This is a genomic window from Maricaulis maris (assembly GCF_003634045.1).
Lineage (GTDB): Bacteria > Pseudomonadota > Alphaproteobacteria > Caulobacterales > Maricaulaceae > Maricaulis > Maricaulis maris.
In genome coordinates this window covers 432789-458380 of the sequence record NZ_RBIM01000004.1, presented here as the reverse complement: position 1 = coordinate 458380, position 25592 = coordinate 432789, and the positions used below count along the sequence as shown (strand labels likewise).

Annotated in this window: 24 protein-coding genes; 9 read left to right on the top strand and 15 right to left on the bottom strand. The window is 63.3% G+C overall.

From position 1 onward, the window contains the following. Window positions 1-130: 130 nt before the first annotated feature. Window positions 131-1447, bottom strand: coding sequence for an ATP-dependent DNA helicase (locus C7435_RS17350; RefSeq protein ID WP_075190275.1), 1317 nt, complete (start codon window positions 1445-1447; stop codon window positions 131-133). A 119-nt stretch (window positions 1448-1566) separates the two neighbouring features. Between C7435_RS17350 and C7435_RS10770 the strand changes: the two genes are divergently transcribed. Continuing rightward, window positions 1567-2310, top strand: coding sequence for a HesA/MoeB/ThiF family protein (locus C7435_RS10770; RefSeq protein WP_075190274.1), 744 nt, complete (start codon window positions 1567-1569; stop codon window positions 2308-2310). Window positions 2311-2314: 4 nt separating this feature from the next. Here C7435_RS10770 and C7435_RS10765 read toward each other — a convergent pair whose 3' ends face one another. Further along, on the bottom strand, window positions 2315-2530 hold the full coding sequence (locus tag C7435_RS10765; protein WP_147422678.1) for a hypothetical protein: 216 nt from the start codon (window positions 2528-2530) through the stop codon (window positions 2315-2317). A 74-nt stretch (window positions 2531-2604) separates the two neighbouring features. After that, on the bottom strand, window positions 2605-3525 hold the full coding sequence (locus C7435_RS10760) for an MBL fold metallo-hydrolase (protein ID WP_121211392.1): 921 nt from the start codon (window positions 3523-3525) through the stop codon (window positions 2605-2607). Window positions 3526-3708: 183 nt separating this feature from the next. On the opposite strand from C7435_RS10760, the gene C7435_RS10755 reads away from it, so the two are divergent. From C7435_RS10755 to C7435_RS10740, 4 genes are all read left to right on the top strand, one after another. Further along, window positions 3709-4290 (top strand): SH3 domain-containing protein, encoded by a 582-nt coding sequence (locus C7435_RS10755; protein WP_075190272.1) that lies wholly within the window; start codon window positions 3709-3711, stop codon window positions 4288-4290. Between the two features lie 89 nt (window positions 4291-4379). After that, window positions 4380-4898, top strand: a complete 519-nt coding sequence (gene fabA / locus C7435_RS10750; RefSeq protein ID WP_121211390.1) for a bifunctional 3-hydroxydecanoyl-ACP dehydratase/trans-2-decenoyl-ACP isomerase — start codon at window positions 4380-4382, stop codon at window positions 4896-4898. Between the two features lie 14 nt (window positions 4899-4912). Beyond that, entirely contained in the window at window positions 4913-6127 is a 1215-nt protein-coding gene (gene fabB, locus C7435_RS10745) for a beta-ketoacyl-ACP synthase I (protein WP_121211388.1), read from the top strand. Window positions 6128-6170: 43 nt separating this feature from the next. Continuing rightward, entirely contained in the window at window positions 6171-6989 is an 819-nt protein-coding gene (locus C7435_RS10740) for an enoyl-ACP reductase FabI (protein WP_121211387.1), read from the top strand. A 54-nt stretch (window positions 6990-7043) separates the two neighbouring features. Here C7435_RS10740 and C7435_RS10735 read toward each other — a convergent pair whose 3' ends face one another. The 4 genes from C7435_RS10735 to C7435_RS10720 all read right to left on the bottom strand — a co-directional run bounded on the left by C7435_RS10735 (window position 7044) and on the right by C7435_RS10720 (window position 12029). Beyond that, window positions 7044-7817, bottom strand: a complete 774-nt coding sequence (locus C7435_RS10735) for a DpnI domain-containing protein (protein ID WP_121211385.1) — start codon at window positions 7815-7817, stop codon at window positions 7044-7046. A gap of 89 nt (window positions 7818-7906) precedes the next feature. Continuing rightward, window positions 7907-8125: a hypothetical protein gene (locus C7435_RS10730; RefSeq protein ID WP_121211384.1), complete on the bottom strand. Its 219-nt coding sequence runs from the start codon at window positions 8123-8125 to the stop codon at window positions 7907-7909. A gap of 140 nt (window positions 8126-8265) precedes the next feature. Next, the gene (locus C7435_RS10725; RefSeq protein ID WP_121211382.1) at window positions 8266-10710 is read right to left on the bottom strand and encodes a prolyl oligopeptidase family serine peptidase; all 2445 of its coding nucleotides are present in this window, start codon (window positions 10708-10710) and stop codon (window positions 8266-8268) included. A gap of 59 nt (window positions 10711-10769) precedes the next feature. Beyond that, window positions 10770-12029, bottom strand: a complete 1260-nt coding sequence (locus C7435_RS10720) for an acyltransferase family protein (RefSeq protein WP_233350750.1) — start codon at window positions 12027-12029, stop codon at window positions 10770-10772. 126 nt (window positions 12030-12155) lie between these two features. Between C7435_RS10720 and C7435_RS10715 the strand changes: the two genes are divergently transcribed. Then, window positions 12156-13067 carry a LytTR family DNA-binding domain-containing protein gene (locus tag C7435_RS10715; protein WP_121211381.1) on the top strand — a complete coding sequence of 304 codons (912 nt, stop codon included), beginning with the start codon at window positions 12156-12158 and terminating at the stop codon, window positions 13065-13067. On the opposite strand, the gene C7435_RS10710 is transcribed toward C7435_RS10715, so the two are convergent. The 4 genes from C7435_RS10710 to truB all read right to left on the bottom strand — a co-directional run bounded on the left by C7435_RS10710 (window position 13040) and on the right by truB (window position 17071). Then, entirely contained in the window at window positions 13040-13510 is a 471-nt protein-coding gene (locus C7435_RS10710) for a hypothetical protein (RefSeq protein ID WP_121211379.1), read from the bottom strand. The genes C7435_RS10715 and C7435_RS10710 overlap by 28 nt on opposite strands. 133 nt (window positions 13511-13643) lie before the next feature. After that, window positions 13644-15776 carry a polyribonucleotide nucleotidyltransferase gene (gene pnp, locus C7435_RS10705; protein WP_121211377.1) on the bottom strand — a complete coding sequence of 711 codons (2133 nt, stop codon included), beginning with the start codon at window positions 15774-15776 and terminating at the stop codon, window positions 13644-13646. A 29-nt stretch (window positions 15777-15805) separates the two neighbouring features. Beyond that, window positions 15806-16075: a 30S ribosomal protein S15 gene (rpsO, locus tag C7435_RS10700; protein ID WP_075190259.1), complete on the bottom strand. Its 270-nt coding sequence runs from the start codon at window positions 16073-16075 to the stop codon at window positions 15806-15808. A gap of 39 nt (window positions 16076-16114) precedes the next feature. Further along, window positions 16115-17071, bottom strand: coding sequence for a tRNA pseudouridine(55) synthase TruB (gene truB, locus C7435_RS10695; RefSeq protein WP_121211375.1), 957 nt, complete (start codon window positions 17069-17071; stop codon window positions 16115-16117). Window positions 17072-17214: 143 nt separating this feature from the next. On the opposite strand from truB, the gene C7435_RS10690 reads away from it, so the two are divergent. After that, on the top strand, window positions 17215-18630 hold the full coding sequence (locus C7435_RS10690) for a serine hydrolase domain-containing protein (protein WP_121211374.1): 1416 nt from the start codon (window positions 17215-17217) through the stop codon (window positions 18628-18630). On the opposite strand, the gene rbfA is transcribed toward C7435_RS10690, so the two are convergent. Then, window positions 18627-19052, bottom strand: coding sequence for a 30S ribosome-binding factor RbfA (gene rbfA, locus C7435_RS10685; RefSeq protein WP_075190256.1), 426 nt, complete (start codon window positions 19050-19052; stop codon window positions 18627-18629). The genes C7435_RS10690 and rbfA overlap by 4 nt on opposite strands. Window positions 19053-19269: 217 nt before the next feature. Between rbfA and C7435_RS10680 the strand changes: the two genes are divergently transcribed. Together C7435_RS10680 and C7435_RS10675 are read left to right on the top strand one after the other, a co-directional pair. Next, entirely contained in the window at window positions 19270-19755 is a 486-nt protein-coding gene (locus C7435_RS10680) for a nuclear transport factor 2 family protein (RefSeq protein WP_170150431.1), read from the top strand. 153 nt (window positions 19756-19908) lie between these two features. Further along, entirely contained in the window at window positions 19909-20421 is a 513-nt protein-coding gene (locus tag C7435_RS10675; RefSeq protein WP_158025603.1) for a nuclear transport factor 2 family protein, read from the top strand. Window positions 20422-20522: 101 nt separating this feature from the next. Here the strand turns inward: C7435_RS10675 and infB are convergent, their stop codons facing one another. The 3 genes from infB to nusA form a co-directional block, all read right to left on the bottom strand. Next, window positions 20523-23111: a translation initiation factor IF-2 gene (gene infB / locus C7435_RS10670; protein WP_121211370.1), complete on the bottom strand. Its 2589-nt coding sequence runs from the start codon at window positions 23109-23111 to the stop codon at window positions 20523-20525. Window positions 23112-23263: 152 nt separating this feature from the next. Continuing rightward, window positions 23264-23872, bottom strand: coding sequence for an RNA-binding protein (locus C7435_RS10665; protein WP_121211449.1), 609 nt, complete (start codon window positions 23870-23872; stop codon window positions 23264-23266). Continuing rightward, window positions 23865-25583 (bottom strand): transcription termination factor NusA, encoded by a 1719-nt coding sequence (gene nusA, locus C7435_RS10660; RefSeq protein ID WP_075190252.1) that lies wholly within the window; start codon window positions 25581-25583, stop codon window positions 23865-23867. The genes C7435_RS10665 and nusA overlap by 8 nt, the downstream gene beginning before the upstream one ends. Window positions 25584-25592 lie beyond the last annotated feature (9 nt).

Below are 25592 nucleotides of genomic sequence, written 5' to 3'. Positions count from 1 at the left end.
TCAAATCAAAACGGGCCATGAGCCAACTCCTTTCAAGGAGCTTGAATCACGACCCGCCAGACTTGGGAATCCCGTTTATGGGTACAGAACCTAGGCCGGCAACCACCGGAAGCGCTTGGTACGCAACCCGTCACGCACTCACACTCGCCGGAGCCGGGTCACAGAACGCCGTCACGTCAAATATCCGCGGATCAGAGATGACATCGTTGGGCGTCAGCGGGCGGGAGAGTTCCAGGCCTTCCAGTGACCGCGCCCGCGACAGGGCCACATAAGCCTGACCGTGCGCAAACAAGCGGCGGGCGAGGTCGAGATAGACCTTGTCCAGCGTCAGGCCCTGGGCCTTGTGGATGGTCATTGCCCAGGCGAGACGCAGCGGGAATTGGGTGAAAGCGCCGGCGGTGGTCTTGGTCAGGGCCTGTTTTTCCGGGTCGAAGGCATAGGCATTGCGCTCCCATTTCTGGGCCTCGACGGCATGGACCACCTCGCCGATGCGCACACGCACGGCCTTTTCGTCAAAGCCTTCGACCTGCCCCAGCGTGCCATTGACCCAGCGGCCCTGCGGGTCGTTTCGGGTCAGCATGACGCGGGCGCCGATCTTGAGCACCAGCGGTTCTTCGGCCGGGAAGAGGCGCTGGTCGAACTGACCCTCGACCTTGGCCTCGAAGGCCTTGTGCGAGGTCGGCAAGCCTTCCAGTCGCGCCTGGTTGATCCGCCAGGCGGTCTCATTGGTGGCGGTCAGCACGATATGCGACAGCGAGGCCTCGAGGCCCGACCGGCCCGTCACCCGGTCATTGAGGTCGGCGGCCTTGTCGCTGTCGAGATCGCCATCGCGGATCGCGTTGAGGATATCGACGAAATACTCGTCGGTCTGGCGAAACACCTGCTCCAGCTCGACATAGGAAAAGCCGGCATCACGGAAGCTTTCCGGATGAAAAAAGAAAGGCCCGCCATAGGTCGATTCCAGATATTCGGCTTCGGCGCCCTGGATCACCGGCGGCAATTGCGCGAGATCACCCACCAGCACGATCTGCACCCCGCCGAACGGTTCATTGCGCTCGCGATTGAGCCGCAGGGACTTGTCGATCGCCCACATCATGTCGGCGCGAACCATCGAGATCTCGTCGATGACCAGGGTTTCCAGCGCCTGCACCACCCGGCGATGGCGCACCTTGCGGATATCACGGGCGCCGATCATGCGCGGCGGGAAATGGAAGAAGGAGTGGATCGTCTGGCCACCCGCCTGCATTGCCGCCACGCCGGTCGGGGCGATGACGGCCGCACGCGGCCCGGCCCGACGCAGGAATTCGCGCATCAGCGTTGTCTTGCCGGTACCCGCCCGTCCTGTGAGAAAGACATTCGGCCGCGCGCTGGCGAGCCAGTCGAGCAGGCGCTCCTGGTGCTCGGACAAGGCCGGGGCGGGCAGGGTCGGATTGGCGGGAACGGACATGGCGCCAGATTGCCCGTGTTCGCGCGATGGACAAGCCTTGATCGCGTCTTTGCAGGCGCCGGTGCCGGCGGACGGGATTCCCCCTTGAAGCGCGGCGGCAATCCCGGCACCTATGGCGCATGACCTCGGAAATCGATATCGACCGCTTCGCCCGCCACCTTGTGCTCAAGGAAATCGGCGGCCCCGGCCAGCAGGCCCTCGCCCGTACCAGCATCGCCATCATCGGTGCTGGCGGGTTGGGAGCGCCCGCCGCGCTTTACCTTGCCGCCGCCGGGATCGGGACGATCAGCCTGATCGATGCCGATACGGTGAGCGTCGACAATCTGCAGCGCCAGATCATCTACCGCACAGGTCAGATCGGCACCGCAAAGGCCAAGACCGCGGCCCGCGCCCTGCGCGCGCTCAATCCGGGGACACGGGTCAAGCCGGTGGTGAAGGCGATTGATGGCGAGAATGCCAAACGCCTTCTCGGCAAGGTCGACCTGGTGCTGGACGGTTGCGACAATTACGAGACCCGCTACGCGGTCAACGCCGCCTGCCTCGCCAAGGGCAAACCGCTGATCTCCGGCGCTGTCGGTCGCTGGGACGGCCAGGTCTCGATCTTCAACGCCCGACCGGACGCGCCTTGCTATCGCTGCTGGGTGCCGCAAACCCCGCCGGACGCGGAAACCTGCGAGCGCGTCGGCGTGGTCGGTGCCCTCACCGGCGTGATTGGCTCGATGATGGCGATGGAAGCCATCAAGCACATTTGCGGCGCCGGCCAGACGCTGGACGGCCGCATCCATCTTTTCGACGGCCTGTCGATGGAAAGCCGCACTGTCAAACTGGACAAGGACCCGGCGTGCCCGGCCTGCGCGGGTTGACGGATCAGCGCTTGGCGGTGAGGTGAAGGCCCAGCCCGATGGCAAGACCGGGCGCGAGGCCGAAAAACACCCCCATCACGACACTGTCGGTCACAACCGCAATGATCAGCCAAAGGGCGAGACCGGCCATCAGGCCGGCGATGAAACCGAGCGGTTTGCGAAAACGGGCGGGTGCCCGGTTCGGACCCTGCGGGGCGGGGGGAGGCGAAGAGGCAGTCATGGCATCCTTCATGGACGCCATGACCTCACCGGAAGCTGGTCGGCGCTTTAAATCTTGGTCAGACGCTTCACGCCTCAGCGCGAGAAGGACTGGCCGTTGCCGACGGCATCATTGTAGAGCGTCTCGACCATGCGGTCGGTGGTGATGAAACCCCAGCTCCAGTCATCGTGGAAATCGGCAAGCGGTTCGGCCGCGCGGACAGCGTCAAGATCGGCACCGCCCTCGACCAGCGTGCGGACCCGGAAACTGGCCTCGCGCAGCATGGCAATCGAGGCTTCCAGCTCGGTTGCGGTCGACAGCGGACCATGGCCGGGAATGATGCGGGTGTCCTCGCCGACCATCGCAAGACCGTGCTCCATCGCCGCGAGATAACCGTCAACCGAACCGCCCGACGCGATATCGATGAAGGGGAACCAGCCGGAGAAGAAGACATCACCCATGTGCAGGATGTCGGCTTCACGGAAGTACACGAAAGCATCGCCATCGGTGTGGGCGGCGGGAATGTGTGTCACTTCGACGGTCTGGCCGTTCATGTGGAAGGTCAGGTCCTCGCCGAAAGTCAGGATCGGCAGGGCGCCGGGCTCTTGCGTCCAGGCGTCGTCGGAGGCCTCGATACGGGCGCGGATATTGTGATGCGCAGCGATGGTCGAGCCGAGCTGGGCAAAATGGGCATTGCCGCCCGAGTGATCACCATGCCAGTGGGTGGAAACGATGAAGCGCGGCGCGCCTTCACCGGCGATCTCGACGATGGCGCCCTCAATGACCGGACCGGTATTGGGCAGCTGGTCATCGACCATCACCACGCCGTCCTCGCCGGTCAGGATCGCCAGATTGCCGGCAATGCCTGTCGAGACCATGTGGATGCCGTCACCCATATCGGTCGAGTCGGCGACGACTTCGCGCTGTTGCGCGGCGCCCGCCACGGCCGGTGCGGACATTGCGCCGCCGGCAGCCAGAATGGCCGCAGCACTGGTAATGGCCAGACGAAAACTCATGGAATCCCCTCCCGATTGCGACCTGCCGGACCGTCCCGCCGGGTCTGCTCATCAAGATATAGGACGGCGGGCGGCGATTTCACCCTCTCATGCGACACGATTGCGTGTGGCGGCGTAAAAGCGCCACCGGATTTACCGCCTATTCACCGAAACAGCCCACAGCTTTGGTCGAAGGAGTCCCGCATGATCCGCGCCATCACATCCGCACTTGCCCTGGCCTGCCTGTCGATGCTTGCCGGTCCGGCCGCGCTCGACGCCCAGGACAGCGAACATACGGCCACGCCGTCCGGCCAGGCCGTGCCGCGTTTCGTGTCGCTGAAAGTCGATGTCGCCAATGGCCGTTCCGGGCCGTCCTCGCAGCATCCCATCGCCTGGCGCTATCTGCGCGCCGGCCTGCCGATGGAAGTCATCGCCGAAACCCCGGACTGGCGCCGCGTGCGTGACCCCGAAGGCGAGGTGACCTGGATGCACCGCTCCATCCTGTCCGGTCGCCGCTCGGTCTACACGCTCGAGGAAACCGAATTGCATGCCCGCGACAGCGACAGCTCGCCGATCGAGGCCGTCGCCGAGCCCGGCGTGATCCTGTCGCTCGAACGCTGCCGCACCGGCTGGTGCCGCGTCGAGGCCCAGGGATTTCGCGGCTGGGTGCGCCCCCACACCTTGTGGGGCGTGTATCCGCAAGAGCTGGACGGCGAAATCGGTGATGATGCCGACGGCAACCCCGCCTTGAGCACGTCGGTCGCGCATGATACCGCTCTGCCCTGATCTTTCCGGCTGATCACAGACAGCCGGGTTTTCTTGACCAGCCCGGTGATCGCCAAGCGCCTTCACACGCGGCGCAACTGATCGGCTACATGACTGAACGCCAAAGCTCTTTCAGCTATAATGACCTGATCGACTCCAGCAATGGAAAGATGTGGGGACCCGACAACGCGCAACTCCCCGCGCCGCCCATGCTGATGATGGATCGCATCGTCCACATTGATGACGAAACCGGCGAACATGGCAAAGGCCAGATCGTCGCCGAACTCGACATCAAACCCGACCTCTGGTTCTTCGATTGCCACTTCAAGGGCGATCCGGTGATGCCGGGCTGTCTCGGCCTTGATGCCATGTGGCAGCTGGTCGGATTCTTCCTGTGCTGGAAGGGCAATCCCGGCAAGGGCCGCGCCCTGGGTGTCGGCGAGGTGAAATTCACCGGCCAGATCACGCCGGATTGCAAGACCGTGCGCTATGTCATTGATCTCAAGCGCGTTATCCAACGCCGTCTGATCATGGCCATCGGTGATGGCCGTGTCGAAGTTGATGGCAAGACCATCTATACTGCCAAGGATTTGCGCGTGGGCCTGTTCAAGCCCGGCGAAATGGCCTGACCCAGGAGAGTCTCATGCGTCGTGTTGTCATTACCGGTCTCGGCGTGATTTCCCCGATCGGCAATAATGCTGCGGAAGTCACCGAGTCCCTCAAGAACGGCAAGAGCGGTATCGGCCGCATGGAAAGCTTCGCCGAGCTTGGATTCCGCTGTCAGGTCGGCGGCAAGCCGGACATTGATCCGGCCGCCCATGTCGACAAGCGCGTCTACCGCTTCATGTCGGAAGGCGCCGGCTGGAACTATATGGCGATGGCCCAGGCCATTGCCGATAGTGGTCTGGAAGAAAACGACATTTCCAACCACCGCACCGGCATCATCATGGGTTCGGGCGGTCCGTCTGCCGGTACCATCGTCAATGCCGCTGACATCACGCGCGAAAAGGGTCCCAAGCGGATCGGTCCGTTTGCCGTGCCCAAGGCGATGAGCTCGACGGCCTCGGCGACGCTGGCCACCCCGTTCAAGATTCTCGGCGTGAATTATTCCATCACCTCGGCCTGCACGACCTCGCTGCATTGTATCGGTGCGGCGACCGAGCAGATTCAGTGGGGCAAGCAGGACGTCATGTTCGCCGGCGGTTGCGAGGAGATCCATTGGGCCCTCTCCAACCTGTTCGACGCCATGGGCGCCATGTCCACCAAGTACAACGACACGCCCGAACAGGCCTCGCGCGCTTTCGACAAGGACCGTGACGGTTTCGTCGGCGGTGCCGGCGCCGGTGTGGTCGTGCTGGAAGAATACGAGCGGGCCAAGGCGCGCGGCGCCAATATCATCGCCGAAGTCACCGGTTATGGGGCCACTTCGGACGGCTATGACATGGTCGCCCCGTCCGGCGAGGGCGCCATCCGCTCGATGAAGCTGGCGATGGAAACGGTCAACAAGCCGATCGACTATCTCAACCCGCACGCCACCGCGACACCGGTCGGCGACATCAAGGAGATGGAAGCGGTCAAGACCGTGTTTGGCGACAATGCGCCGATGATTTCGGGCACCAAGTCGATGACCGGCCACTCGCTCGGCGCTGCCGGCGTGCACGAGGCCATCTATACGCTGTTGATGATGAAAGAGGGCTTCGTCGCCCCGTCGATCAATGTCTTCGACATGGATCCCGACATTGCGGCGCTGAACCTGCCCATCATCACCGAGACCCGCGATGCCGAGCTGAAAACCGCCATGTCGAACTCTTTCGGCTTCGGCGGCACCAATGGCACGGTCGTTTTCGAAAAAGTCTAAAGCGTCGTAAAAGACGTCATCTGATCCAGAAGGGGATTTCCCGATGAGCGATACGGTGTTTCCGGCCGGCGAGCTGATGAAGGGCAAGCGCGGGCTTGTCATGGGTGTGGCCAACAAGAATTCAATTGCCTGGGGCATTGCCCAGCAATTGGCGGCCCAGGGCGCGGAGATCGCCTTCTCCTACCAGGACGAAGCGCTGGAGCGCCGGGTCCGTCCGCTGGTCGAAAGCCTGCCATGCGAGCCTTTCATGGTCCAGGCCGACGTCACCAATGACGCCTCCATGGATGCCTGTTTCAAGGCGCTGGAAGACAAGTGGGGCACGATCGACTTCCTCGTCCACGCCATTGCCTTTGCCGGCAAGGACGAGCTGGTCGGCTCCTTCACCGAGAACACCACCCGCGAGGGCTGGCGCCGGGCGATGGACATCTCGGCCTTCTCCTTTGTTGATGCCGGCAAGCGTGCCTCCCATCTGATGCCCAATGGCGGCTCAATGGTGACGCTGACCTATCTCGGCTCGGAACGTGTCGTCCCGTCCTACAATGTCATGGGCGTCGCCAAGGCGGCCCTCGAGGCCTCGACCCGCTACATGGCCCGCGATCTGGGTCCCAAGGACATCCGCGTCAACGCCCTCTCGGCCGGCCCGATGCGCACCCTCGCCATGGCCGGCATTTCCGGCGGCAAGGCCCTGATGCGCACCGGCCGCGAATGGTCGATGATGAAGCAGGACACCAAAATGGAAGGCGTCGCCGGCGCCGCGCTCTACCTGCTGAGCGACCTCGGCTTCTCCTGCACGGGTGAAACGCTGCATGTGGATGCGGGCTTCCATGCGGTGGCCGTGCCTAGCATGGATGATGACGACTGATACTGGCGACACTGCCGGATCAAAAGACCCTGCTGGATAACTCCGGCGGGGTTTTTACTGTGACAGAGACAATCGATATTGACCGCGCCCGGTGAATTCGAGCCAGTCATTGTCTCGCAGCACCTGGAGCTGCTGCCGAATTTTTTCTCGAATGTGACGGTTGTTCGGGTAACGGATTTGTAGGTCAGGTGCGAAGGCATAAACCTCGTCGAGGCCAAATTCCGGCTTTCCGATGCTTTCCACACACCGCATGACATCAAGTAGCCAACCTCGCGCTTTGTCGTTCCTGATCTGCAGGAATGCATTTCGCTTCCATTGCTCAACTACCGATTGGGCGGACCTCGGGGCGCCATTCTCGACAATGACAATCCGTCCTGCGCGGGGTACTTTTCCATAGAGAATGTTGCAGCCGGTCCAACCGGCACGTCGCGCACGAGGCCCCAACGGCTTGCGCTTTTCAATTATGTCCGGCGTGAAGAAGTGCTTTGGAACGACGGTCAGATTACTGACACGAAGGGCTGACCGGTCGTAAGACAGAAGAAACAGGCTGGGATTTGATCGGCTCGTTAGCCGAGCAATCATCGTTGCATGAGCTCCATCAACGACTTTGTTTGCAAACGGCTTTTTCGAACTCTTCAGTTCAAATTGTTCATTGCAAGCACCACAGTGAAGGTCTGCTACAGGCCGATTGTTTTCAAACGGCTGCAACGGCCTTGTACCGCAACTTGGACAATAAAGATTCTCTGACGCCCACGCCTCGGTCCAGGCGCGAGCGGATTGGCTTCCACTAACATATGGAGTTTGAGACTCTTGAAATTCCAACTTCATCCGTAAATCCGAACACTTTCAGTCCGGATCAACGGTAGCCATCCCGCTCAGGTTGGCAATTCCCTTGAAACAATACACAGGCCGGCGAGTTAGCCGTCTCCTCTGGAGTACTCAGAAATCTCCTGAAGTTCACTGTCGAGAGCCGTCACGCGCACTGCATCAAACTCAGACACATCGCCACCCTCCCAACTCAAGGTATCTCCGCTTTCATAGGCAAGGTCTACTGCCTCCTCGGCGCTGTCAGCTTCAACGTCCGCATAGTAGGAAACGTATGCATCGACCTGTTTGCGTACCGTGAAGCTCGGCATGGGACTGCTACCCAGGGTACTATAACAATTTAAACACTACTAAAAATAGCAATCAGGGGCAAGGCCTTTTTAGGCTTTTTAGCTGGTAGCAGCATTTCCCAACGGGACAGGTACCCGAGGTACCTGTCCCTATCTTGCACCTACTCCAGCGCTGTTTCTTCGCCATCACCCATCGGGTCCACCTCCGGCTTCACCCAGCGGTCCAGCCAGTCGATGCTTTCCGCCAGCACGTGGAGGATGCTTTCGCGGCCGCGATAGCCGTGGCTTTCATAGGGGAGCATGACCAGGCGGGCGGTGCCGGCATTGCCTTTGACGGCGGCGAACATGCGTTCGGACTGCATCGGATAGGTGCCGGAATTATTATCCATCTGGCCGTGGATCATCAGCATGGGCTCATTGATCTGGTCGGCATGCATGAAGGGTGAGAGCTCGAAATAGGTCTCCGGAGCGGCCCAGAAAGTGCGGCGTTCGGACTGGAAGCCGAAGGGCGTCAGGGTGCGGTTATAGGCGCCTGAGCGGGCAATACCGGCGCGGAAGACGTCGGAGGCGGCCAGAAGGTGCGCGGTCATGAAGGCACCGTAGGAGTGACCGGCAATCGCCAAGCGCTCGCCATCGCCAAAGCCCATCTCCACCGTCACATCACGCGCAGCTTCCGCCGACAGGACGAGCTGGTGGATGAAAGTGTCATTCACCGTTTCCGGATCATCGCCGACGATCGGCATGGTGGCGTTTTCCAGCAAGGCATAGCCCTGGGTCACCAGGAAGCGCGGGCTGGTGCCGGCAACGCGCGTGAACTCATAGGGCGAGCCGGAGACCTGACCGGCGGTCGAGGCGTCATTATATTCCAGCGGATAGCCCCAGACGAGGACCGGCAGCGTGTCGCCTTCCTCATAATCGGCCGGCAGGTACAAGGTGGCGGAAAGCGGCACGCCATCCTCACGCTCATAGGTGATCAGCTGGCGGCTGATCTCGTTGAGCTGGGGGTGCGGGTTCTCGAACTGCGTGATCTCGGCCGTGTCTTCGCCGGCGCGGTGCCAGCGCACATTCGGCGGCGTCACCGGGTCTTCCCAGCGGGTCAGAAAGGCCGAGCCGTCCGGCGCGGTGAGACCGATGACTTCCTCGTAATTCTCGCCCGTATTGCGCCAGATCTCGGTCGTCTCAAACGTCTCAAAGCTGACCCGGTTGAGGAAGGGACGGTCGCCCTCCGGCGTCGCACCATCACCGGCCATATACATATAGCCCTCATGCACGCCGACGACATTCTGGCCATACGCATTGCGGACCGTCAGCGCGCTGCCCGGATTGGCATAGCTGTCCTGGTAATTGCGCTCCTCGGCCAGGCGCGGCGCGACCGACGGGTCGGCGAAATCGACCAGCCAGCGACGGATGACGCGGGTGTCGCGGTCGTATTCCATCGAGAAGCCGAGCTGGCCCTCAGAGGTGAATTGGGTGCCGTAATACCGGTCTTCCGTGCGCAATATCTCGACCGGCGCGCCATCAAAGGGCGCTTCGAGCGCCCAGACGCTGTCGCGTTCGTCGGTTTCGATCCGCGGATCGCCCCCATCGAGAGCTTCCGCCCAGGTCAGGCTGGCGGCAGCGGCGGCTTGCCAGCCAATCGACCGACGACCAGTGATGACGCCGCCAATCGGCACATTGTCGGCCAGCGGCTGGCGGGCAATTGTCGCCACTTCATCGCCCGCCATGTCGATCACGAAAACGCGGTCCGGGAAGCGCGACCAGGGCACCTGATAGGAGAAGGGCTGCTCCATCTCGCCGATCAGGATGTAATCACCGCCCGGCGCCGGTTCGGCAGAATAATAGAGGCCCGGCTCGCCGATCTCGCGCACCCGTGTGCGGCCGCTCGTGTTGACGAGCGCAAGCTGGCTGGTGGCCAGCCAGGCGAAGAGGGCGGCGTCGTGGTCGTCGGTGAGCAGATCCTGATAGGTCCGCACCGGTGCCTCATAGCCGCTGGCCTCCTGCGTCACCGGACCGATCGGGACGCGTGGACGCTCCGGCATGGCGCCGCGGTCGGGATCGACCAGGCTGACAAGCAGGCGTTCGCCATCCGGCATCCAGTCAATCGGCGAAAAGACGGCATTGATGCCGCTGCGCACCAATTGCCGGGCCCGCGCGGTTTCCACATCGACAACCCACAGGCTGAGCTGGTCGTTGCGGGTCATCACAAAGGCGATCTGCGAGCCGTCCGGCGACCAGCTGATATTGGAAATGCCGGCATCATCCGGCAAGTCGACCCGACGCTCGGCGCCGCTGTCCAGGTCGACCAGCGACAGGCCAACCACCGAACGCGGCCCGTGGCGTCCATTCAGCGTCGCATCGAGCCGAAGACCGGCCAGACGTTCCATCGGGCGGGCCAGCTCGGCAACCGGCGGCAAGGCCTCACGATGCATCAGAAGCAGCGTGTCGCGGGCCGGCGAGAGCGAGGTAAAGGGTGAGGGCGCCGCATCGACGATGTCGATGATTTCCTGCGGCGGCAAGCGATAAGGCTCCTGAGCCATAACCGGTGCCGCCCAGAGCGCTGAAGCGGCAACCAGCCCCAGCCCGCACTTCATCATTGATTTCAGCATGTCCGCCTCCCCGAATAAGTCGTTGCCCGGAAAGATAGGCGGATAGCGGCGGATTGGGCCTAAAGTTTCTGTAATCTCGGATTGGCCGCCCCCGTACTGGCGGGTGCGACGGCCGGCGCGAGCGCTTTCATGCCCATGACGAGGCGCAGGACGGGGATGTGTCGCAGAACCTCGAACCCGATGATACAGCCCCCGAAGGTCGAGATCATGATGATGGCAAACTCGGTCCAGGCACCGAAACCGGCGTCGCGGATCGCGAAACCCACCGCAACAATGATGGTCTGGTGCAGGATATACCAGGGGAAGACTGCGGCCGTCAGATAACGGCGGAGCGGGCCGTCATGGTCCAGCCAGCGACGGGCGGCACCGACCAGCGTCAGGATGATCGTCCACATGAAGACGATCCGGGCGATGCGCGCCGTCCAGGTCAGGACCGGGTCGGAAAAGGCGATCTCGAGATGTGTGTAGGCCCAGAAGAGAAAGGCCAGCAATATCGCGGTGACAATCGCGGTCACCGGCAGGGCTCGGTCAACGGCCTTCCAGATGCCCTCATTCTTGGCGATGAAATATCCGATCAGGACCATGGTCAGCGAATTGGCGTGATTGGCCCAGTCCTCGATCAGGTCGTGGGTGGTCGGGAAATCTTCGGTGAGTGTGAAGCGGACCAGCAAAAAGGGCAGGACGGGCAGCACCACGAGAGCCGCAACACCCAGCCAGCCACCGGCCGCGCCCCGACCCGCTGCCGTCAAGGCCTGGCTGTCGGCCAGGCGCCGCAGAAGCGGGAAGAAGGGTGCCAGAAGCAGCGAATAAACAAACAGATAGACGACATACCAGAGATGGTTCCAGGTCGGCGTGTGGATCGACCACGGCCCGTCCCATTCGCCGGCATATTGCCGCCAGAACGCCCACCATCCCGGTTCGATCTCACCGGCGAGCCGCAGCTCGGAATAGGATTGCGGCGCCACGATCACATACATGCCGAACAGGATGACCGGGAAGAGCCTCCAGACCCGGTCCGCTGCGAAGCGGCCACTGCCCAGCTTGTCGGACAGGAAACGCATCGCGATGCCGGAAATCAGGAAGAGAAGGGGCAGGCGCCAGGGGCTGGAGAGCCACATGAAGGGCTCCATCGCGTCATTGGCATTGAGGCTCTTGGCGTGCCAGCCCTCCGTGTTGAAGAACATGCCCGTGTGGTAAAAAATCAAGAGGATGAAGACGCCGATACGCAGCCAGTCGAGGCCGTATTGGCGACCGCTGCCGGGTGCGTCGAATGACCGGGTCATCGTCGGGGTCATGGTGGGGGTCTTGCTGGGGGTCATGGCCGTGCTCCTTGTCACCCCGCTCATCGGCCCGGCGGGTGACGTGCGCCAGACGATGGTGACCAGCGGCAGGCCGGCGGGACGGCGTGCTGAGCGGCAGGGACCAGCGGCGGTCTGCTGGGGCGAATGGCTGACGCGCCACTTGCCGCCGGCTGGCGGCTGGGCGAGCATCGCGGCATGACCGACACCCTGACTTCCGACCACAGCCGGGCCCGCGATGCCGAACGGCGGGCTTTGTGGCTGGCCTGCCAGTTCGCCTGGCTGAGCCTGATCGCCTTCTGGGTGATCGCCTCGATGTCGATCGACACCGAGTTCGCCCGGGATGGTCGCGACGCACCGCCCTTCTTTGCCTGGGTCACCGAAGGGTCGAGCATCATCATGACGGCGATCCTGGTGCCGGCGATTATGTGGCTGGGCCTGCGGGCGCCGCTGGAACCGGGGCGCTGGCTGACCTCCCTGCCCTGGCACCTGCTGGGCTTCCTCGCCTATACCGGCCTGCACGTGCTCGGCATGGTGCTGATCCGTGAGGGCGTCTGGGCCTTTGCCTATGGCAGTGATTATGAATTCTTCCACGACGCGCCATGGCGGGAGATTGTCTATGAGGCGCGCAAGGATATCGGCACCTATGCCGGCTATCAGATCATCATCGCGGTCTCGCTGGCGCTGCAGATGCGGCGGCTGGAAGTGGAGGTCGCCCGCGCCGAGGCCCGGCGCTCCCATCGCCTCACCCTGAAATGCGGCGGCCGGACCCTGCGCATCGCCGCCGACGAGTTCCGCGCCGCCCAAGCGGCCGGGAATTATGTCGAGGTCCGGCTGGCCGGCGGCGAGCACCTGGCCCGATCCACCCTGACCGAGCTGGAAAAACAACTCGCCGAGGCCGGCATTGACGCCGTGCGGGTGCACCGCTCCTGGCTGGTCAATCGCGATGCGATCCGGGAGATTGCCCCGACCGGCGAGGGCGATGTCGCCATCACGCTGGACACCGGCACCCAAATCCCCGGCAGCCGCCGCTATCGCGACCGGCTCGAGGCGGCTTGAGCCCGTGCGGCGAAGTGGAACAGGGCCGCCGCCGTTGCAAAGAGGGCGGTGAAGACAAGGGTCGCTACAAGCATGTCCACCGGCCAAGCGGGTCCAGCTGAGCCGAGGCCGCCAATCAGGGCAACGAATCCGATCAGGAACTGTCCTGCAGCGACAACGGCAAGGGTGACGGCCAGACCCGCGGGCCGCAGGCGCGTGATCACGGCTCCGAGCGACGCCACCAATGGCAGGGCAAGAAAGGCAAGATTGGCATCATTGTCAGACCGGCCGATGATTCCGACGGCGCCAGCGCTCCAGACCAGCAGAAAAAAGCCGATCAGGGTCAGGCCACCCGCGAGGCGCGCCGCCCAGTGTCGCTGCGTCCTGATGACCAGGACAGTGCCCAGCAGCAGACAGGCGACCATGCCGCCAGCGACGACATAATCGAAGATCGTCCAATTCATGTCCGTGCCCTTGCCCTCATTGCCCGGATGCCCAGCCTATCCGCGCCCGGCCGCTCGGATACAGCCCCCAAAGAAAAACCCCGCCGGCGCAAGCCGGCGGGGTCTTCTTGATCAGTTGATCGAAGCAGACAGCTTATTCAGCGTCTTCTTCTTCCTTCTTGATCTCTTCGCCGGTTTCCTGGTCGACGACTTTCATCGACAGGCGAACCTTGCCGCGATCATCGAAGCCGAGAAGTTTGACGTAGACTTCCTGGCCTTCGGCGACCACATCGTTCGGGTGGTTCACGCGTTCAGCCTTGAGCTGGGACACGTGGACGAGACCGTCCTTGGGACCGAAGAAGTTCACGAAGGCACCAAAGTCCATGACCTTGACGACCTTGCCCTTGTAGACCTTGCCTTCTTCCGGCTCGGCCGTGAGGCCGTGGATCCAGTCGAGGGCGGCCTTGATCGAAGCACCGTCCGAGGACGAGACCTTGATCACGCCGTCATCATTGACGTCGACCTTGGCACCGGTCGTTTCCACGATCTCGCGGATCACCTTGCCGCCCGAACCGATCACGTCGCGGATCTTGTCGGTCGGAATGGTGATGGTTTCGATACGCGGAGCAAACTCGCCGAGCTCGGTGCGGGCTTCGCCCAGCGCCTTGCCCATCTCTTCAAGGATATGCAGACGACCGCCGCTGGCCTGGGCCAGGGCTGTCTTCATGATTTCCTCGTCGATGCCGGCGATCTTGATGTCCATCTGCAGCGAGGTGACGCCTTCGGTGGTACCGGCCACCTTGAAGTCCATATCGCCGAGATGATCCTCATCACCCAGGATGTCGGAGAGAACGGCAACGCCTTCCGGATCCTTGATCAGGCCCATGGCAATGCCAGAGACCGGACGGGTGATCGGCACGCCGGCATCCATCATGGACAGCGAGGCACCGCAGACCGTGGCCATCGAGGACGAGCCGTTCGACTCGGTGATCTCGGAGACCAGGCGGATGGTGTAGGGGAAGTCTTCCTTGGTCGGGAGGACGGCCTTCACCGCACGCCAGGCCAGCTTGCCATGGCCGATTTCCCGACGACCCGGAGCGAGACGGAAAGACGTCTCACCGACCGAATAGGGCGGGAAGTTGTAGTGCAGCATGAAGCGTTCTTTGTAGGTCCCCGTCAGAGCGTCGATGAATTGCTCATCTTCGCCCGTGCCCAGGGTCGCAACGACCAGGGCCTGGGTTTCCCCACGCGTGAACAGGGCCGAACCATGCGTCCGCGGCAGAATGCCGGCTTCGGACACGATCGAACGGACCTGGTCGAGGGAACGACCATCAATACGCTTGCCGGTCTTGATGATACCACCGCGAACGATGGAGCTCTCGACCGCTTTCATGACGTCCTTGAGGGTCGTCATGTCGATGCCGTCCGGTCGCTCTTCCGTCTGGAGCAGGGCTTCGACAGCCTTGTCCTTCGCCGCACCGACTGCCTTGTAGCGCTCGGTCTTGTCGACGATGGTGTAGGCAGCGGCGAGATCGTCACCGATCAGCTCGCGAACCTTGGCTTCCTCGGCAGAGTGATCGGCCGGCTCGTAATCCCAAGGCTCTTTGGCCGCACGTTCGGCCAGCTTGATGATCATGTCGATCACCGGCTGGAAGGCCTTGTGACCCGCCATGACAGCGCCGAGCATGACGTCTTCGGACAGCTCCTTGGCTTCCGATTCCACCATCATGACCGCGTCCTGCGTACCGGCGACGACGAGATCAAGCTCGCTGTCATCCATTTCATCGCAAGGCGGGTTGATGATGTATTCGCCGTCCTTGTAACCGACACGGGCAGCGCCGATCGGACCCATGAAGGGCAGACCGGACAGAACCAGCGCCGTGGAGGCACCGATCATGCCGACAATGTCGGGATCGTTTTCAAGGTCGTGCGACAGGACCGTCAGCATCACCTGGACTTCATTCTTGAAGCCCTTGACGAACAGCGGACGGATCGGGCGGTCGATGAGGCGCGAGGTCAGCGTCTCCTTGTCCGTCGGACGGCCTTCACGCTTGAAGAAACCGCCGGGGATCTTGCCCGCCGCAAAGTATTTTTCCTGGTAATTGACCGTCAGCGGGAAGAAATCGACTCCCGGCTTGGCCTGTTTGACGCCGACGGCGGTGGCGAGAACTGTGGTCTCGCCATAAGACACCATGACGGCGCCGTCAGCTTGGCGGGCGACCCGCCCGGTTTCGATGGTGAGTGGGCGACCCGCCCACTCAATCGTTTCTTTCTGGATATCGAACATATCGTCTTTCGTACGGATGGCGTCGCGGATCAGCGGCGCAGACCCAGTTTCTCGATGATGGCCTGGTAACGGGCCACGTCCTTGTTCTTGACGTAGTCGAGAAGCCGGCGGCGCTGGGAGACCATCTTAAGAAGGCCGCGACGCGAGTGGTTGTCCTTCTTGTGGGTCTTGAAGTGCTCGGTAAGGTTGGCGATCCGGGTGGTCAGGATGGCCACTTGCACTTCCGGCGATCCCGTGTCGGCTTTGCCACGGGCATGTTCAGCGATCAGCGCGGATTTGCGCTCTTGCGTAATCGACATCGGGTTCTCCTAAACTCGTTATGTCGACTCCCTGAATTGTCAGGGAGTGAGGTTGAAAACACGCGAGGGCTGGAACTTTCCCGCCCTTGCGTCGCCGAGCGCCACTGCCACACCATCGCAAAGGGCCAAAGCGGTAAAAGTGCAGTCCTTGCCCGCGATTTCGCGGGGTCGGCGCTGCGCCTTCAGCTCTTGCGCTTGACGCGGGAGCAGGACGATCGAGCGTCCTAGCTTCAACTGGAAGGATTCCTCTTCGGTTATGGCCAGCGCCGGGATGTCGTCCAGCGCGGTCTGAACCGGGAGCAGAGCTTCCGAAGCGGCGCCCTTATGAGCCATTTCTTCCAGTTCGTCCAGCCTTGTGGATTCCGCTTCCGCGAATCCACCAACGCGAATCCGGCGCAGGGCGGCGACATGCCCTTCCGTGCCCAGGGCAAAGGCAATATCGCGCGCCAGGGAGCGCACGTAAGCGCCTTTGCCGCAATGCATTTCCAGCACCGCCATATCGCTGTCGGGACAGTCCAGAAGGCGCAGCGCCTCGATATGGACCTGGCGCGCCTGCAACTGCACGTCGTCGCCGCTGCGGGCCAGATCATAGGCACGTTCGCCATCGACCTTGATGGCCGAGTAGGCAGGCGGCACCTGTTCGATATCGCCGATGAAGGTGGGCAACACCGCCTCGATCGCCGCGCGATCGGGACGGACATCGCTGGTCGCGACAATTTCACCCTCACGGTCGAGCGTATCGGTGCGTTCGCCCCATTTGACGGTGAAGCGATAGGTCTTCGAGCCTTCCACCGCAAACGGCACGGTCTTGGTCGCTTCGCCCAGGGCGATCGGCAAAATGCCCGAGGCCAGCGGATCCAGCGTGCCGGCGTGGCCGGCCTTCTTGGCATTGAATAGTCGCCGGACCACCGAAACGGCCTGGGTCGAGGTGATATCAAGTGGTTTGTCGAGGATCACCCAGCCATGGATGTCCTCGCCCTTGCGGCGTCGCGCCATATTGGCCTCCTTCAGGCGCCGGGGATCGGACCCGGATCGCGGGAGGGGCGGACCTAACGGAACAATGCCCGCAAGGCAAGACCGGTGGCTTGCTGCGACTGTCGGAACACCGTAATCCTCACCCGTACCCAAGGAGTTGCGTCATGATCCGGTTCGCCCTCACCAGCCTTCTCGTGATCGGCATCACCGCCGGCCTGCCGCGCGCCGATGGGCAGGCGCCGCGGGATGGCGACACCAGCCAGGCCGCGATCGCGCAACGGATCCATGACTGGGTGTCGCCGCTGGTTGAAACCCGCGATTTCTCCGGCGTCATCATGGTCCGGCGCGGTGACGGGGGACCGGTTGCCCTCACCTTTGGTTATGCCGACTGGGTCAGCGGCGCCCCGATGACGGCGCAGGCGCGTTTTCCCGCCGGCTCCGTCACCAAGAGCCTGACGGCCGCCATGGTCCGGCGATTGATCGACGAGGGCAGGATATCAGCGACCGGTGCGGTCAATGACTATATCCCCGAGCTGACCGGCTATGGCGCGGTGCGCATCAATGACATCCTGTCCCACACGGCGGGCCTGGCGCGCGACATTCCCGCCGGCGCACTCGCCGATGCCCGCAGCGACACCCTCGTTTCCTGGCTGGCGCGGCAGCCTGCGCCCGGCGCCGGACCGCATGACTACGCCTATTCCAATCTCGGCTACGGACTGCTCGCAGTGGTCGTCGAGCGGGTGATGAATGCGCGCTATGAGACCCTGCTGGCGACTGAATTCCTGATCCCGCTCGACATGCAGGACAGCCGCATCGCCCGGCGCGCGGCAGCGGCGGGTGCCCATGTGCCCCGCGGCTTTGCCGCCGGCCCGCTGCCGCTCGACCTGCGGGCGCCAATGAGCGACAGCCCGGCACTTGGCGATGCCGGCCTGGTGGCGCCGATTGGCGATCTGCTGCGGCTCGCCGACGCCGTCCGGACGCGCCGTATGGACTTGTTCGAGCCGGACGGACGCATGGTTGGGGGTTGGCAGGTCGAGCAGGTCGACGGAGAGGCGATCTACACGATCCAGGGCTCGGTGCCGGGATACAGTGCCGGCATCTCCATCCTGCCCGGGCGAGATATCACAATCGCCTACGGAACGAATGTCGAATCCTATCCCAATTGGGAATTGCGCAACGCCCTTCACGCGCTCGCCCTCGACCGCCCCCTGGCGCCGCCGGCGGGCCGGCCGGCGACAGACCGGCTCACCGCCTCACATCTGGACGCTGCGGGGTCCTATGCCGGAAGCCCGTTCGGGCCGGTGGTGATCGAACCAACCGAAGGCGGTCTCGACCTCGTGCTGAGCGAGCGCGGTTGGCGCTTCTATCTCACGCCGACCGGTCCGGACGCGCTGAACTGGCGCCTGTTCAATGCCGATTTTGCCTATGAGCGTGATGAGGCGGGCCGGGTCGCGGCGATCGCGGTCAACCAGGCCGGTCTGACCGGGGCCGACAATCGCTGGCGACTTGAACGCACGGACTTGCCACCGCTGCCGGAACCTGATGCCGGCGACGTGGCCGAAGCGGGCGACGGTGATTAATCGTCCGGATCGCTGGCCCCGGCGTCCTCATCGTCAAGATCGCGGCGGACCTGCGGGCGATTGAGCAAATCGTCGACATGGCTGGCCGTGTCGAAGGAATTGTCCGGGTGGAAGTGCAGCTCCGGCGTGAACTTCATCTCGATTTCACGGCCCAAACGGCCGCGCAGGAAACCGGCGCAGCGGTTGAGGCCGGCAGCGAGCTTGGCTGAGTCGCCCCGGCCGAGCGGTGCGACATAGACTTTTGCGACACGCAAATCCGGGCTGGGGCGCACTTCGGTCACCGAAATCAATTGCCCTTCCAGATCCGGGTCACGCAATTCCTCTCGGGTCAGAATGCCGACGAGTGCATGACGAACGAGCTCGCCGGCGCGCAATTGGCGCTGGCTCGGGCCTTTGGGCGATTGGTTCTGACGGCGGGCCATGCATGTCTCCATCCCGGCGGAAGCGAGGCGCGGGGGTGTACGCCGCTTGACCGGTCGATGCAAGGGGGCGCCCCGACCCGGTTTCGTCCCTCGCCCCCCGGCGCTCATCACATTGGCCGGCCCCGGGACTTTACCGCTGCCGCCGGGGCAGGGCTACTCGCCGCCACGCACTGCCATCCGTGCAGCGATGAAACCCCGACCGAGTGCCGAGCTTGCCATGACCCGAATGACCCACGCCTGCCTTTTGGCGACCTGCCTGCTGACCGCCGCACCAAGCGCCGCGCAGTCGACCCCGGACGCGACGCCGCGCCACATCGCCGAGGCTTGGCTGGACGCCTATGCCAGCCAGAACTTTGCGGCCATGTCGGCGTTGATGACCGAGGACACGCGGTTCATCGACCCGACCTCCTTCGACATTGATGCCGTGACCGAGCGGATCGAATGGCGCGGCCCCGCGGCGATCACGGCCGGCATTGCTGCCTGGGGCATGGATCATGGCGTCTACACGATAGACAGGACCTATGAGGCCTCCGGTCAGGTCGTGTTCAACGGCCATATGGACGTCGTTTACGGCACCGGCGACGACGCGCAGACCTTTCGCTATCCGATCACGACGATCATTGCGGTAGTCGATGGCCATGTCGCCGAGCATCGCGACTACACCGACTTCAACAATGCCGCGCCGGTGCAAGCCTCACACTGACCGACACAGGGGCGTCGCGAGCGCCCGTCCGAATGGTCTGCAGAGGGTGTGTGCCCCCTTGTGCAGACCGGGCCGGCGCCTCAGGGACTCACTGCCCGAGCCAAATCCCCGGGTCGCCGGCCTGACCCTTCACCCATCATGGAAGACAAGACGATGACACATTTCCTCTCCCTCGCTGGTTTCGCCACAGGCCTCACTCTCACCCTTGCCCCCGCGCTGTCGGCCCAGGACGATACCAATGCCGAAGCCGAAGCCATCGCCCGGACCTATATGGACCACTATTCCGCCGTCGACTGGGATGCGATGGAGGCCATGCTGGCGGCCGACATGGTCTTCAGTGACACCACCGCCCAGGGCGAGAGTTACGGGCCGGACGGCATTCAGGAGGACGGGCGCGACGCCATGATGGCGACGCTGCGCGAGTTCGGCGAGCGCTATCACCCGATCGAGCTCGGGTTTGAGTGGGATGATGTCTTCGCCTCGAACAGCCGCGTCGTCTTCATCGGCCATGTCAACGCGCTCTACCCGACACAATCAGAGGGCCAGGTCTTCCGCTGGCGCTCACGGCAGGTCAGCGTCATCACCGTTCGTGACGGGCAGGTCGTCGCGCATCAGGATTTCGCCAATTACGCGGCGCCGGAACAGGGATTGATCGCAGCCGACTGACAACTGATCCGGACGACGGTTCGACAGCAAGAAAAAGGGCGGCCCCGACGGGGCCGCCCTGTCATGTTTCAAACCTGTCCTGGTCCGCTCGGGACCGGTGATCAGGCCTCGAGCTTGCGCGCGACTTCGATCACTTCGAAACACTCGATCTGATCGCCCTTGCGCAGGTCTTCATAGCGCTCGAAGGCCATGCCGCACTCGGTGCCCGCGCGCACATCCTGCACTTCATCCTTGAAGCGCTTGAGCGTCTTGAGCTTGCCTTCGTGCAGCACCGTATCGTCGCGCAGCAGGCGCACACCACAGCCGCGCCGGACCACGCCTTCGGTGACACGACAACCGGCGACCTTGCCGGTCTTGGTGATGTTGAAGACTTCCAGGATCTCGGCGTAACCGATGAAGTTCTCGCGCTTCTCCGGCGCCAGCATGCCTTCCATCGTGTTCCGCACATCGTCGATGACATCATAGATCACCGAGTAGTAGCGGATCTCCACGCCTTCACGTTCGGCCAGTTCGCGGGCCTGCTTGTTGGCGCGGACATTGAACGCGAAGACCGGTGCACCGGATGACTTGGCGAGCAGGACATCGCTTTCATTCACACCGCCCGGAGCGGCACGAATGATCCGCGCGCGGACTTCGTCATTGCCGATACCTTCGAGCGACTGCTTGATCGCCTCGGCCGAACCCTGGACATCCGACTTCACGAGAAGCGGCATTTCCTGGGTTTCGTCCTGTTTGAGACGCGCCATCATCTGCTCGAGCGAGGCACTGGCCGGCGACGAGCCGCCGGTCGCCTCACGGCCCTTGCGTTGACGGTAGTCGGCGATCTCGCGGGCGCGGGACTCGCCATCGACAACGGCGAAGACTTCACCCGGATCCGGCGCTCCATCGAGGCCGAGGATCTCGACCGGAACCGACGGTCCGGCTTCTTCGAGCTGTTGGCCACGCTCATTGACCAGGGCGCGCACACGGCCCCATTGGGCGCCGGCGACGAGGATGTCACCGCGCTTGAGCGTGCCGCGACGGACCAGAAGCGTCGCCACCGGACCGCGGCCCTTATCGACCTGGCTTTCGATGACAATGCCTTCGGCGCTGCGCTCCGGATTGGCCTTCAGGTCGAGCAGTTCGGCCTGCAGGGCGATGGCCTCGGTCAGCTCGTCGAGACCCTCACGGGTCTTGGCCGAGACATTGACCGATTGCACGTCACCCGACATCGCCTCGACGACGATCTCGTGTTGCAGCAGGTCGGTGAGGACTTTCTGCGGATTGGCTTCGTGCTTGTCGCACTTGTTGACGGCGACGATGATCGGCGTGCCGGCAGCCTTGGCATGATGGATCGCCTCGATCGTCTGCGGCTTCACCGAGTCGTCTGCAGCCACCACCAGGATCACGATATCCGTCGCCATCGCGCCGCGCGACCGCATGGCCGAGAAGGCAGCGTGGCCGGGCGTGTCGAGGAAGGTGATCTTCTCACCGCCCTTGAGCTGGACCTGGTAGGCGCCGATATGCTGGGTGATGCCACCGGCTTCGCCCGATGCGATATCGGTCGAGCGGAGTGCGTCCAGCAGCGACGTCTTGCCGTGGTCGACATGACCCATGACCGCAATCACGGGCGCCCGCGGCAGCTTGGCCTCGTCGGCATCATCATCGGCGATGAAACCGTCTTCGACGTCAGCCTCGGACACACGCTTCACGATGTGGCCAAAATCCTCGACCACGAGCTCGGCGGTATCGGCATCGAGCACATCGTTCACGCGGACCATCTGGCCCTGCTTCATCAAGTATTTGATGACGTCGACAGACCGTTCCGCCATCCGGTTCGCCAGATCGGCCACCGTAATGGCTTCCGGCACGATGACTTCGCGTTCGATCTTGTCGCGTCCACCGGACGTGTCCTGACGGCGCTGCTTCTCGCGTTCACGGGCACGGCGCACCGAGGCGAGCGAGCGCTGACGCTCCTCATCGCCTTCCAGAATGTTCTGGATGGTCAGCTTGCCGCGGCGGCGATTATCGGTCTTGGCACGGGCCGGTTGCTGTTTGGCAGCCGGGCCGGGGCCGGCAGCCCCGCCCTTGCGCTTGACGCGACCGCCGAGGGCTTCCAGCGCGCTGGCCGGATCATCCATCGGGATGGCATCGGGCGTGGCCCGCTTTTCGTCCTTGGCCGGCGCCCGGCGGCGCGGATCTTCATCACGCTTGCGGGACCCGTCCTTGGCTGCGGTCGCAGCTTCGGCCTCGGCTTTCAGTCGCGCTTCGTCTTCAGCGGCCTTGCGCGCAGCCTCTTCGGCTTCGCGCTCTTCACGAACGGCGCGCTCGCGCTGTTCGGCCAGCTGGCGCTGCTCATTGGCAGCCCGCTGCGCCATGGCGGCGTCAGCCTCTTTCTTCTGAGCTTCGCGATCGGCGGCTTCGGCGCGGGCACGGGCAATGGCCCGTTGGCGCGCAACGAGTTCCTCTTCGGACAGGCCGAGCTGGCGTGCCTTGGCCGCCAGTGCGGACTCACCGCTTTTGGCGCCCCCGCCCTGCTTGCCGCCGGGACCGCCATCCTTGGCCGGCGTTGCCACACGTTTGCGCTTCTTCTCCACGACGACCGCCTTGGAGCGACCGCGCGCAAAACTTTGCTGCACGGTACCGCCACCGGGGCGTTTCAGAGAGAGCGGCCGGCGGCCGGAGGAGTTGTTGTCGTCTGCGTCGCTCATACGAGCCTTCCAAATCGGCTTTCGTTCCGCGGGGCCTTCCGGTAGCCGAATGCCGGAAACCCGCACTGTTCAAACCACTGTCCGGCCTGAAGGCTCGCTAAACTAGCCAGCTCAAGGCCGATATCAACCGCTGTCGCGGCAATCTCCGCACGTCAGCCTTGCGGGACGAGCGGCCGGAAGCCCGAAAGCTTCCCCATCACAGTCGTAAATGCCCGCGCCTGCGAGCCTTTCGACATGCTGGCATGGACCACCGGACCGCGACCTGTCGCATCACCGATGGCTTCCGCCGTGAAACATCCCGCGACCGGGACATCACCCCAGGCCGCGAAGGCCAACCGATCCAGCTTGGACCGGCCATCCTCAGCCCCGTCCGACGCTTCGATGCGCCAGGCGGGTTTGGCGGCCTTGAGTGCCAGACGCACCGCGTCATAGCCAACCGCCAGGTCTCCGGACCGTCGCGCCAGACCGAGAAGGCTCAGCGCGCGCTCGACCAGCTGACCCTCAATGAGGCCCGGCAGATCGTCCGGCATTTTTACCGGACACCCGAAGGCCCGGTTGAAGGCGGATTTCTTGACCGCCTTCTCTATCAAAACCCGCTCCGCACTGACCCAGGCACCACGGCCGGGCAGTTTGGCTGCGAGATCAGGCACCAGCTGGTCGCCCGGCCCGAGGGCCATCCGGATGAGATCCGCTTCCTCACGGACCTCCCCGGTGGCAACGCAGCGTCGCTCCCTCGACTGGCTGGCCCGGGGGCTAGTCAGCCTTCGTCTCCTCGTCGCCTTCCGGCACCTCGGCGTCGAGGTCGAGACCAAGCGCCTCGGCTTCGGCTTCCAGGGCCGCCAGATCCATATTGGCCACGTCGAAGGCCTCTTCAGCCTCCTCGACCTCTTCTTCAACCACTTCCGGCTGCGGCAGGTCTTCCTCGGAGATCCAGCCAGCCGCAACGCGGGCACGCATGATCATCATCTCGGCATCTTCGGAGGAGAGATTAAACTCTTCCAGGATGCCCGGCTCGCGAATTCGTTCGCCATTCTTGGTCTCGAACCAGCCACGCAGATCATCGGTCACCAGACCGGCAAGATCGTCGACCGTCTTGACGTCATTCTCACCAAGCTTGACAGCCATGGCGAGCTCGACACCCGGAACCTCAAGCACCGCGTCCTCGACACCGAGCTCCTTGCGCTTGGCGTCCTGTTCGGCAGCCAGGCGATCAAGATAATCGCGGGCACGCGCCTGGATTTCCTCGGCCGTGTCTTCGTCAAAGCCTTCGATGACGGCAATTTCGCCGAGATCGACATAGGCCAGATCCTCGACATCGGTGAAGCCTTCTGTCGCCAGAAGCTGGGCAATCACCTCGTCAACATCAAGGGCGGCGATGAAGAGTTGCGTCCGCTCAGCGAATTCCTTCTGGCGGCGCTCGGACTCTTCTTCCTCGGTCAGAATGTCGATCGACCAGCCGGTCAGCTGCGACGCAAGACGGACATTCTGGCCGCGGCGACCAATGGCGAGCGACAGCTGCTCGTCCGGCACCACGACTTCAATCCGCTGGTCTTCCTCGTCGAGGACGACCTTGGCGACTTCGGCCGGCTGAAGGGCGTTGACGATGAAGGTCGCCGGATCATCCGACCACGGGATGATGTCGATTTTCTCGCCAGCCAGCTCGGACACGACCGCCTGGACACGCGAACCACGCATGCCGACGCAGGCGCCGACCGGGTCGATGGAAGCGTCATTGGAGATGACAGCGATCTTGGCGCGCGAACCCGCATCACGGGCGACCGACGGGATTTCGATGATGCCTTCGTAAACTTCCGGCACTTCCTGCGCGAACAGAGCGGCCATGAAGTCCGGATGTGCGCGCGACAGGAAGATCTGCGGGCCGCGGACTTCTTCGCGAACATCATAGATATAGGCGCGGACCCGCTCATTGTTCTGCAGATTTTCGCGCGGGATACCGTCGGCGCGGCGGATAATGCCTTCGGCGCGACCGAGATCGATGATCACATTGCCGTATTCGACGCGCTTGACGATGCCGGAAATGATCTCGCCAACGCGATCCTTGTATTCCTCGAACTGGCGCTGGCGCTCGGCTTCACGGACTTTTTGCGTGATGACCTGCTTGGCGGTCTGCGAAGCGACGCGGCCAAATTCGATCGGCGGCAGCTCATCGGAGAAGACGGTGCCGATCTCGGCGGTCTTGTCGATTTTCTTGGCGTCGGCGAGGTTGAGCTCCTGGCTGTCATTCTCGACCTCTTCCACAACCGTCATGTTGCGGGTCAGCGACAGCTCGCCCGTTTTCGGGTCGATCTTGGCGCGGATGTCGTTTTCGGCCCCATAGCGGGAGCGCGCGGCCTTCTGGATGGCTTCCTCGATGGCCTCGATCACGATCGATTCATCGATGGACTTTTCCGCCGCGACCGCACGGGCGATCTGCAGAAGTTCCAGACGGTTTGCACTGACACCAATGCTCATCGGGTGATC

Bases quoted from the DNA above. Each gene is read 5' to 3' on its own strand.
- C7435_RS17350 (WP_075190275.1), bottom strand. From the start codon at position 1,447: ATGTCCGTTCCCGCCAATCCGACCCTGCCCGCCCCGGCCTTGTCCGAG.
- C7435_RS10770 (WP_075190274.1), top strand. From the start codon at position 1,567: ATGACCTCGGAAATCGATATCGACCGCTTCGCCCGCCACCTTGTGCTC.
- C7435_RS10765 (WP_147422678.1), bottom strand. From the start codon at position 2,530: ATGACTGCCTCTTCGCCTCCCCCCGCCCCGCAGGGTCCGAACCGGGCA.
- C7435_RS10760 (WP_121211392.1), bottom strand. From the start codon at position 3,525: ATGAGTTTTCGTCTGGCCATTACCAGTGCTGCGGCCATTCTGGCTGCC.
- C7435_RS10755 (WP_075190272.1), top strand. From the start codon at position 3,709: ATGATCCGCGCCATCACATCCGCACTTGCCCTGGCCTGCCTGTCGATG.
- fabA (WP_121211390.1), top strand. From the start codon at position 4,380: ATGACTGAACGCCAAAGCTCTTTCAGCTATAATGACCTGATCGACTCC.
- fabB (WP_121211388.1), top strand. From the start codon at position 4,913: ATGCGTCGTGTTGTCATTACCGGTCTCGGCGTGATTTCCCCGATCGGC.
- C7435_RS10740 (WP_121211387.1), top strand. From the start codon at position 6,171: ATGAGCGATACGGTGTTTCCGGCCGGCGAGCTGATGAAGGGCAAGCGC.
- C7435_RS10735 (WP_121211385.1), bottom strand. From the start codon at position 7,817: ATGAAGTTGGAATTTCAAGAGTCTCAAACTCCATATGTTAGTGGAAGC.
- C7435_RS10730 (WP_121211384.1), bottom strand. From the start codon at position 8,125: ATGCCGAGCTTCACGGTACGCAAACAGGTCGATGCATACGTTTCCTAC.
- C7435_RS10725 (WP_121211382.1), bottom strand. From the start codon at position 10,710: ATGCTGAAATCAATGATGAAGTGCGGGCTGGGGCTGGTTGCCGCTTCA.
- C7435_RS10720 (WP_233350750.1), bottom strand. From the start codon at position 12,029: ATGACCCCCAGCAAGACCCCCACCATGACCCCGACGATGACCCGGTCA.
- C7435_RS10715 (WP_121211381.1), top strand. From the start codon at position 12,156: ATGGCTGACGCGCCACTTGCCGCCGGCTGGCGGCTGGGCGAGCATCGC.
- C7435_RS10710 (WP_121211379.1), bottom strand. From the start codon at position 13,510: ATGAATTGGACGATCTTCGATTATGTCGTCGCTGGCGGCATGGTCGCC.
- pnp (WP_121211377.1), bottom strand. From the start codon at position 15,776: ATGTTCGATATCCAGAAAGAAACGATTGAGTGGGCGGGTCGCCCACTC.
- rpsO (WP_075190259.1), bottom strand. From the start codon at position 16,075: ATGTCGATTACGCAAGAGCGCAAATCCGCGCTGATCGCTGAACATGCC.
- truB (WP_121211375.1), bottom strand. From the start codon at position 17,071: ATGGCGCGACGCCGCAAGGGCGAGGACATCCATGGCTGGGTGATCCTC.
- C7435_RS10690 (WP_121211374.1), top strand. From the start codon at position 17,215: ATGATCCGGTTCGCCCTCACCAGCCTTCTCGTGATCGGCATCACCGCC.
- rbfA (WP_075190256.1), bottom strand. From the start codon at position 19,052: ATGGCCCGCCGTCAGAACCAATCGCCCAAAGGCCCGAGCCAGCGCCAA.
- C7435_RS10680 (WP_170150431.1), top strand. From the start codon at position 19,270: ATGACCCGAATGACCCACGCCTGCCTTTTGGCGACCTGCCTGCTGACC.
- C7435_RS10675 (WP_158025603.1), top strand. From the start codon at position 19,909: ATGACACATTTCCTCTCCCTCGCTGGTTTCGCCACAGGCCTCACTCTC.
- infB (WP_121211370.1), bottom strand. From the start codon at position 23,111: ATGAGCGACGCAGACGACAACAACTCCTCCGGCCGCCGGCCGCTCTCT.
- nusA (WP_075190252.1), bottom strand. From the start codon at position 25,583: ATGAGCATTGGTGTCAGTGCAAACCGTCTGGAACTTCTGCAGATCGCC.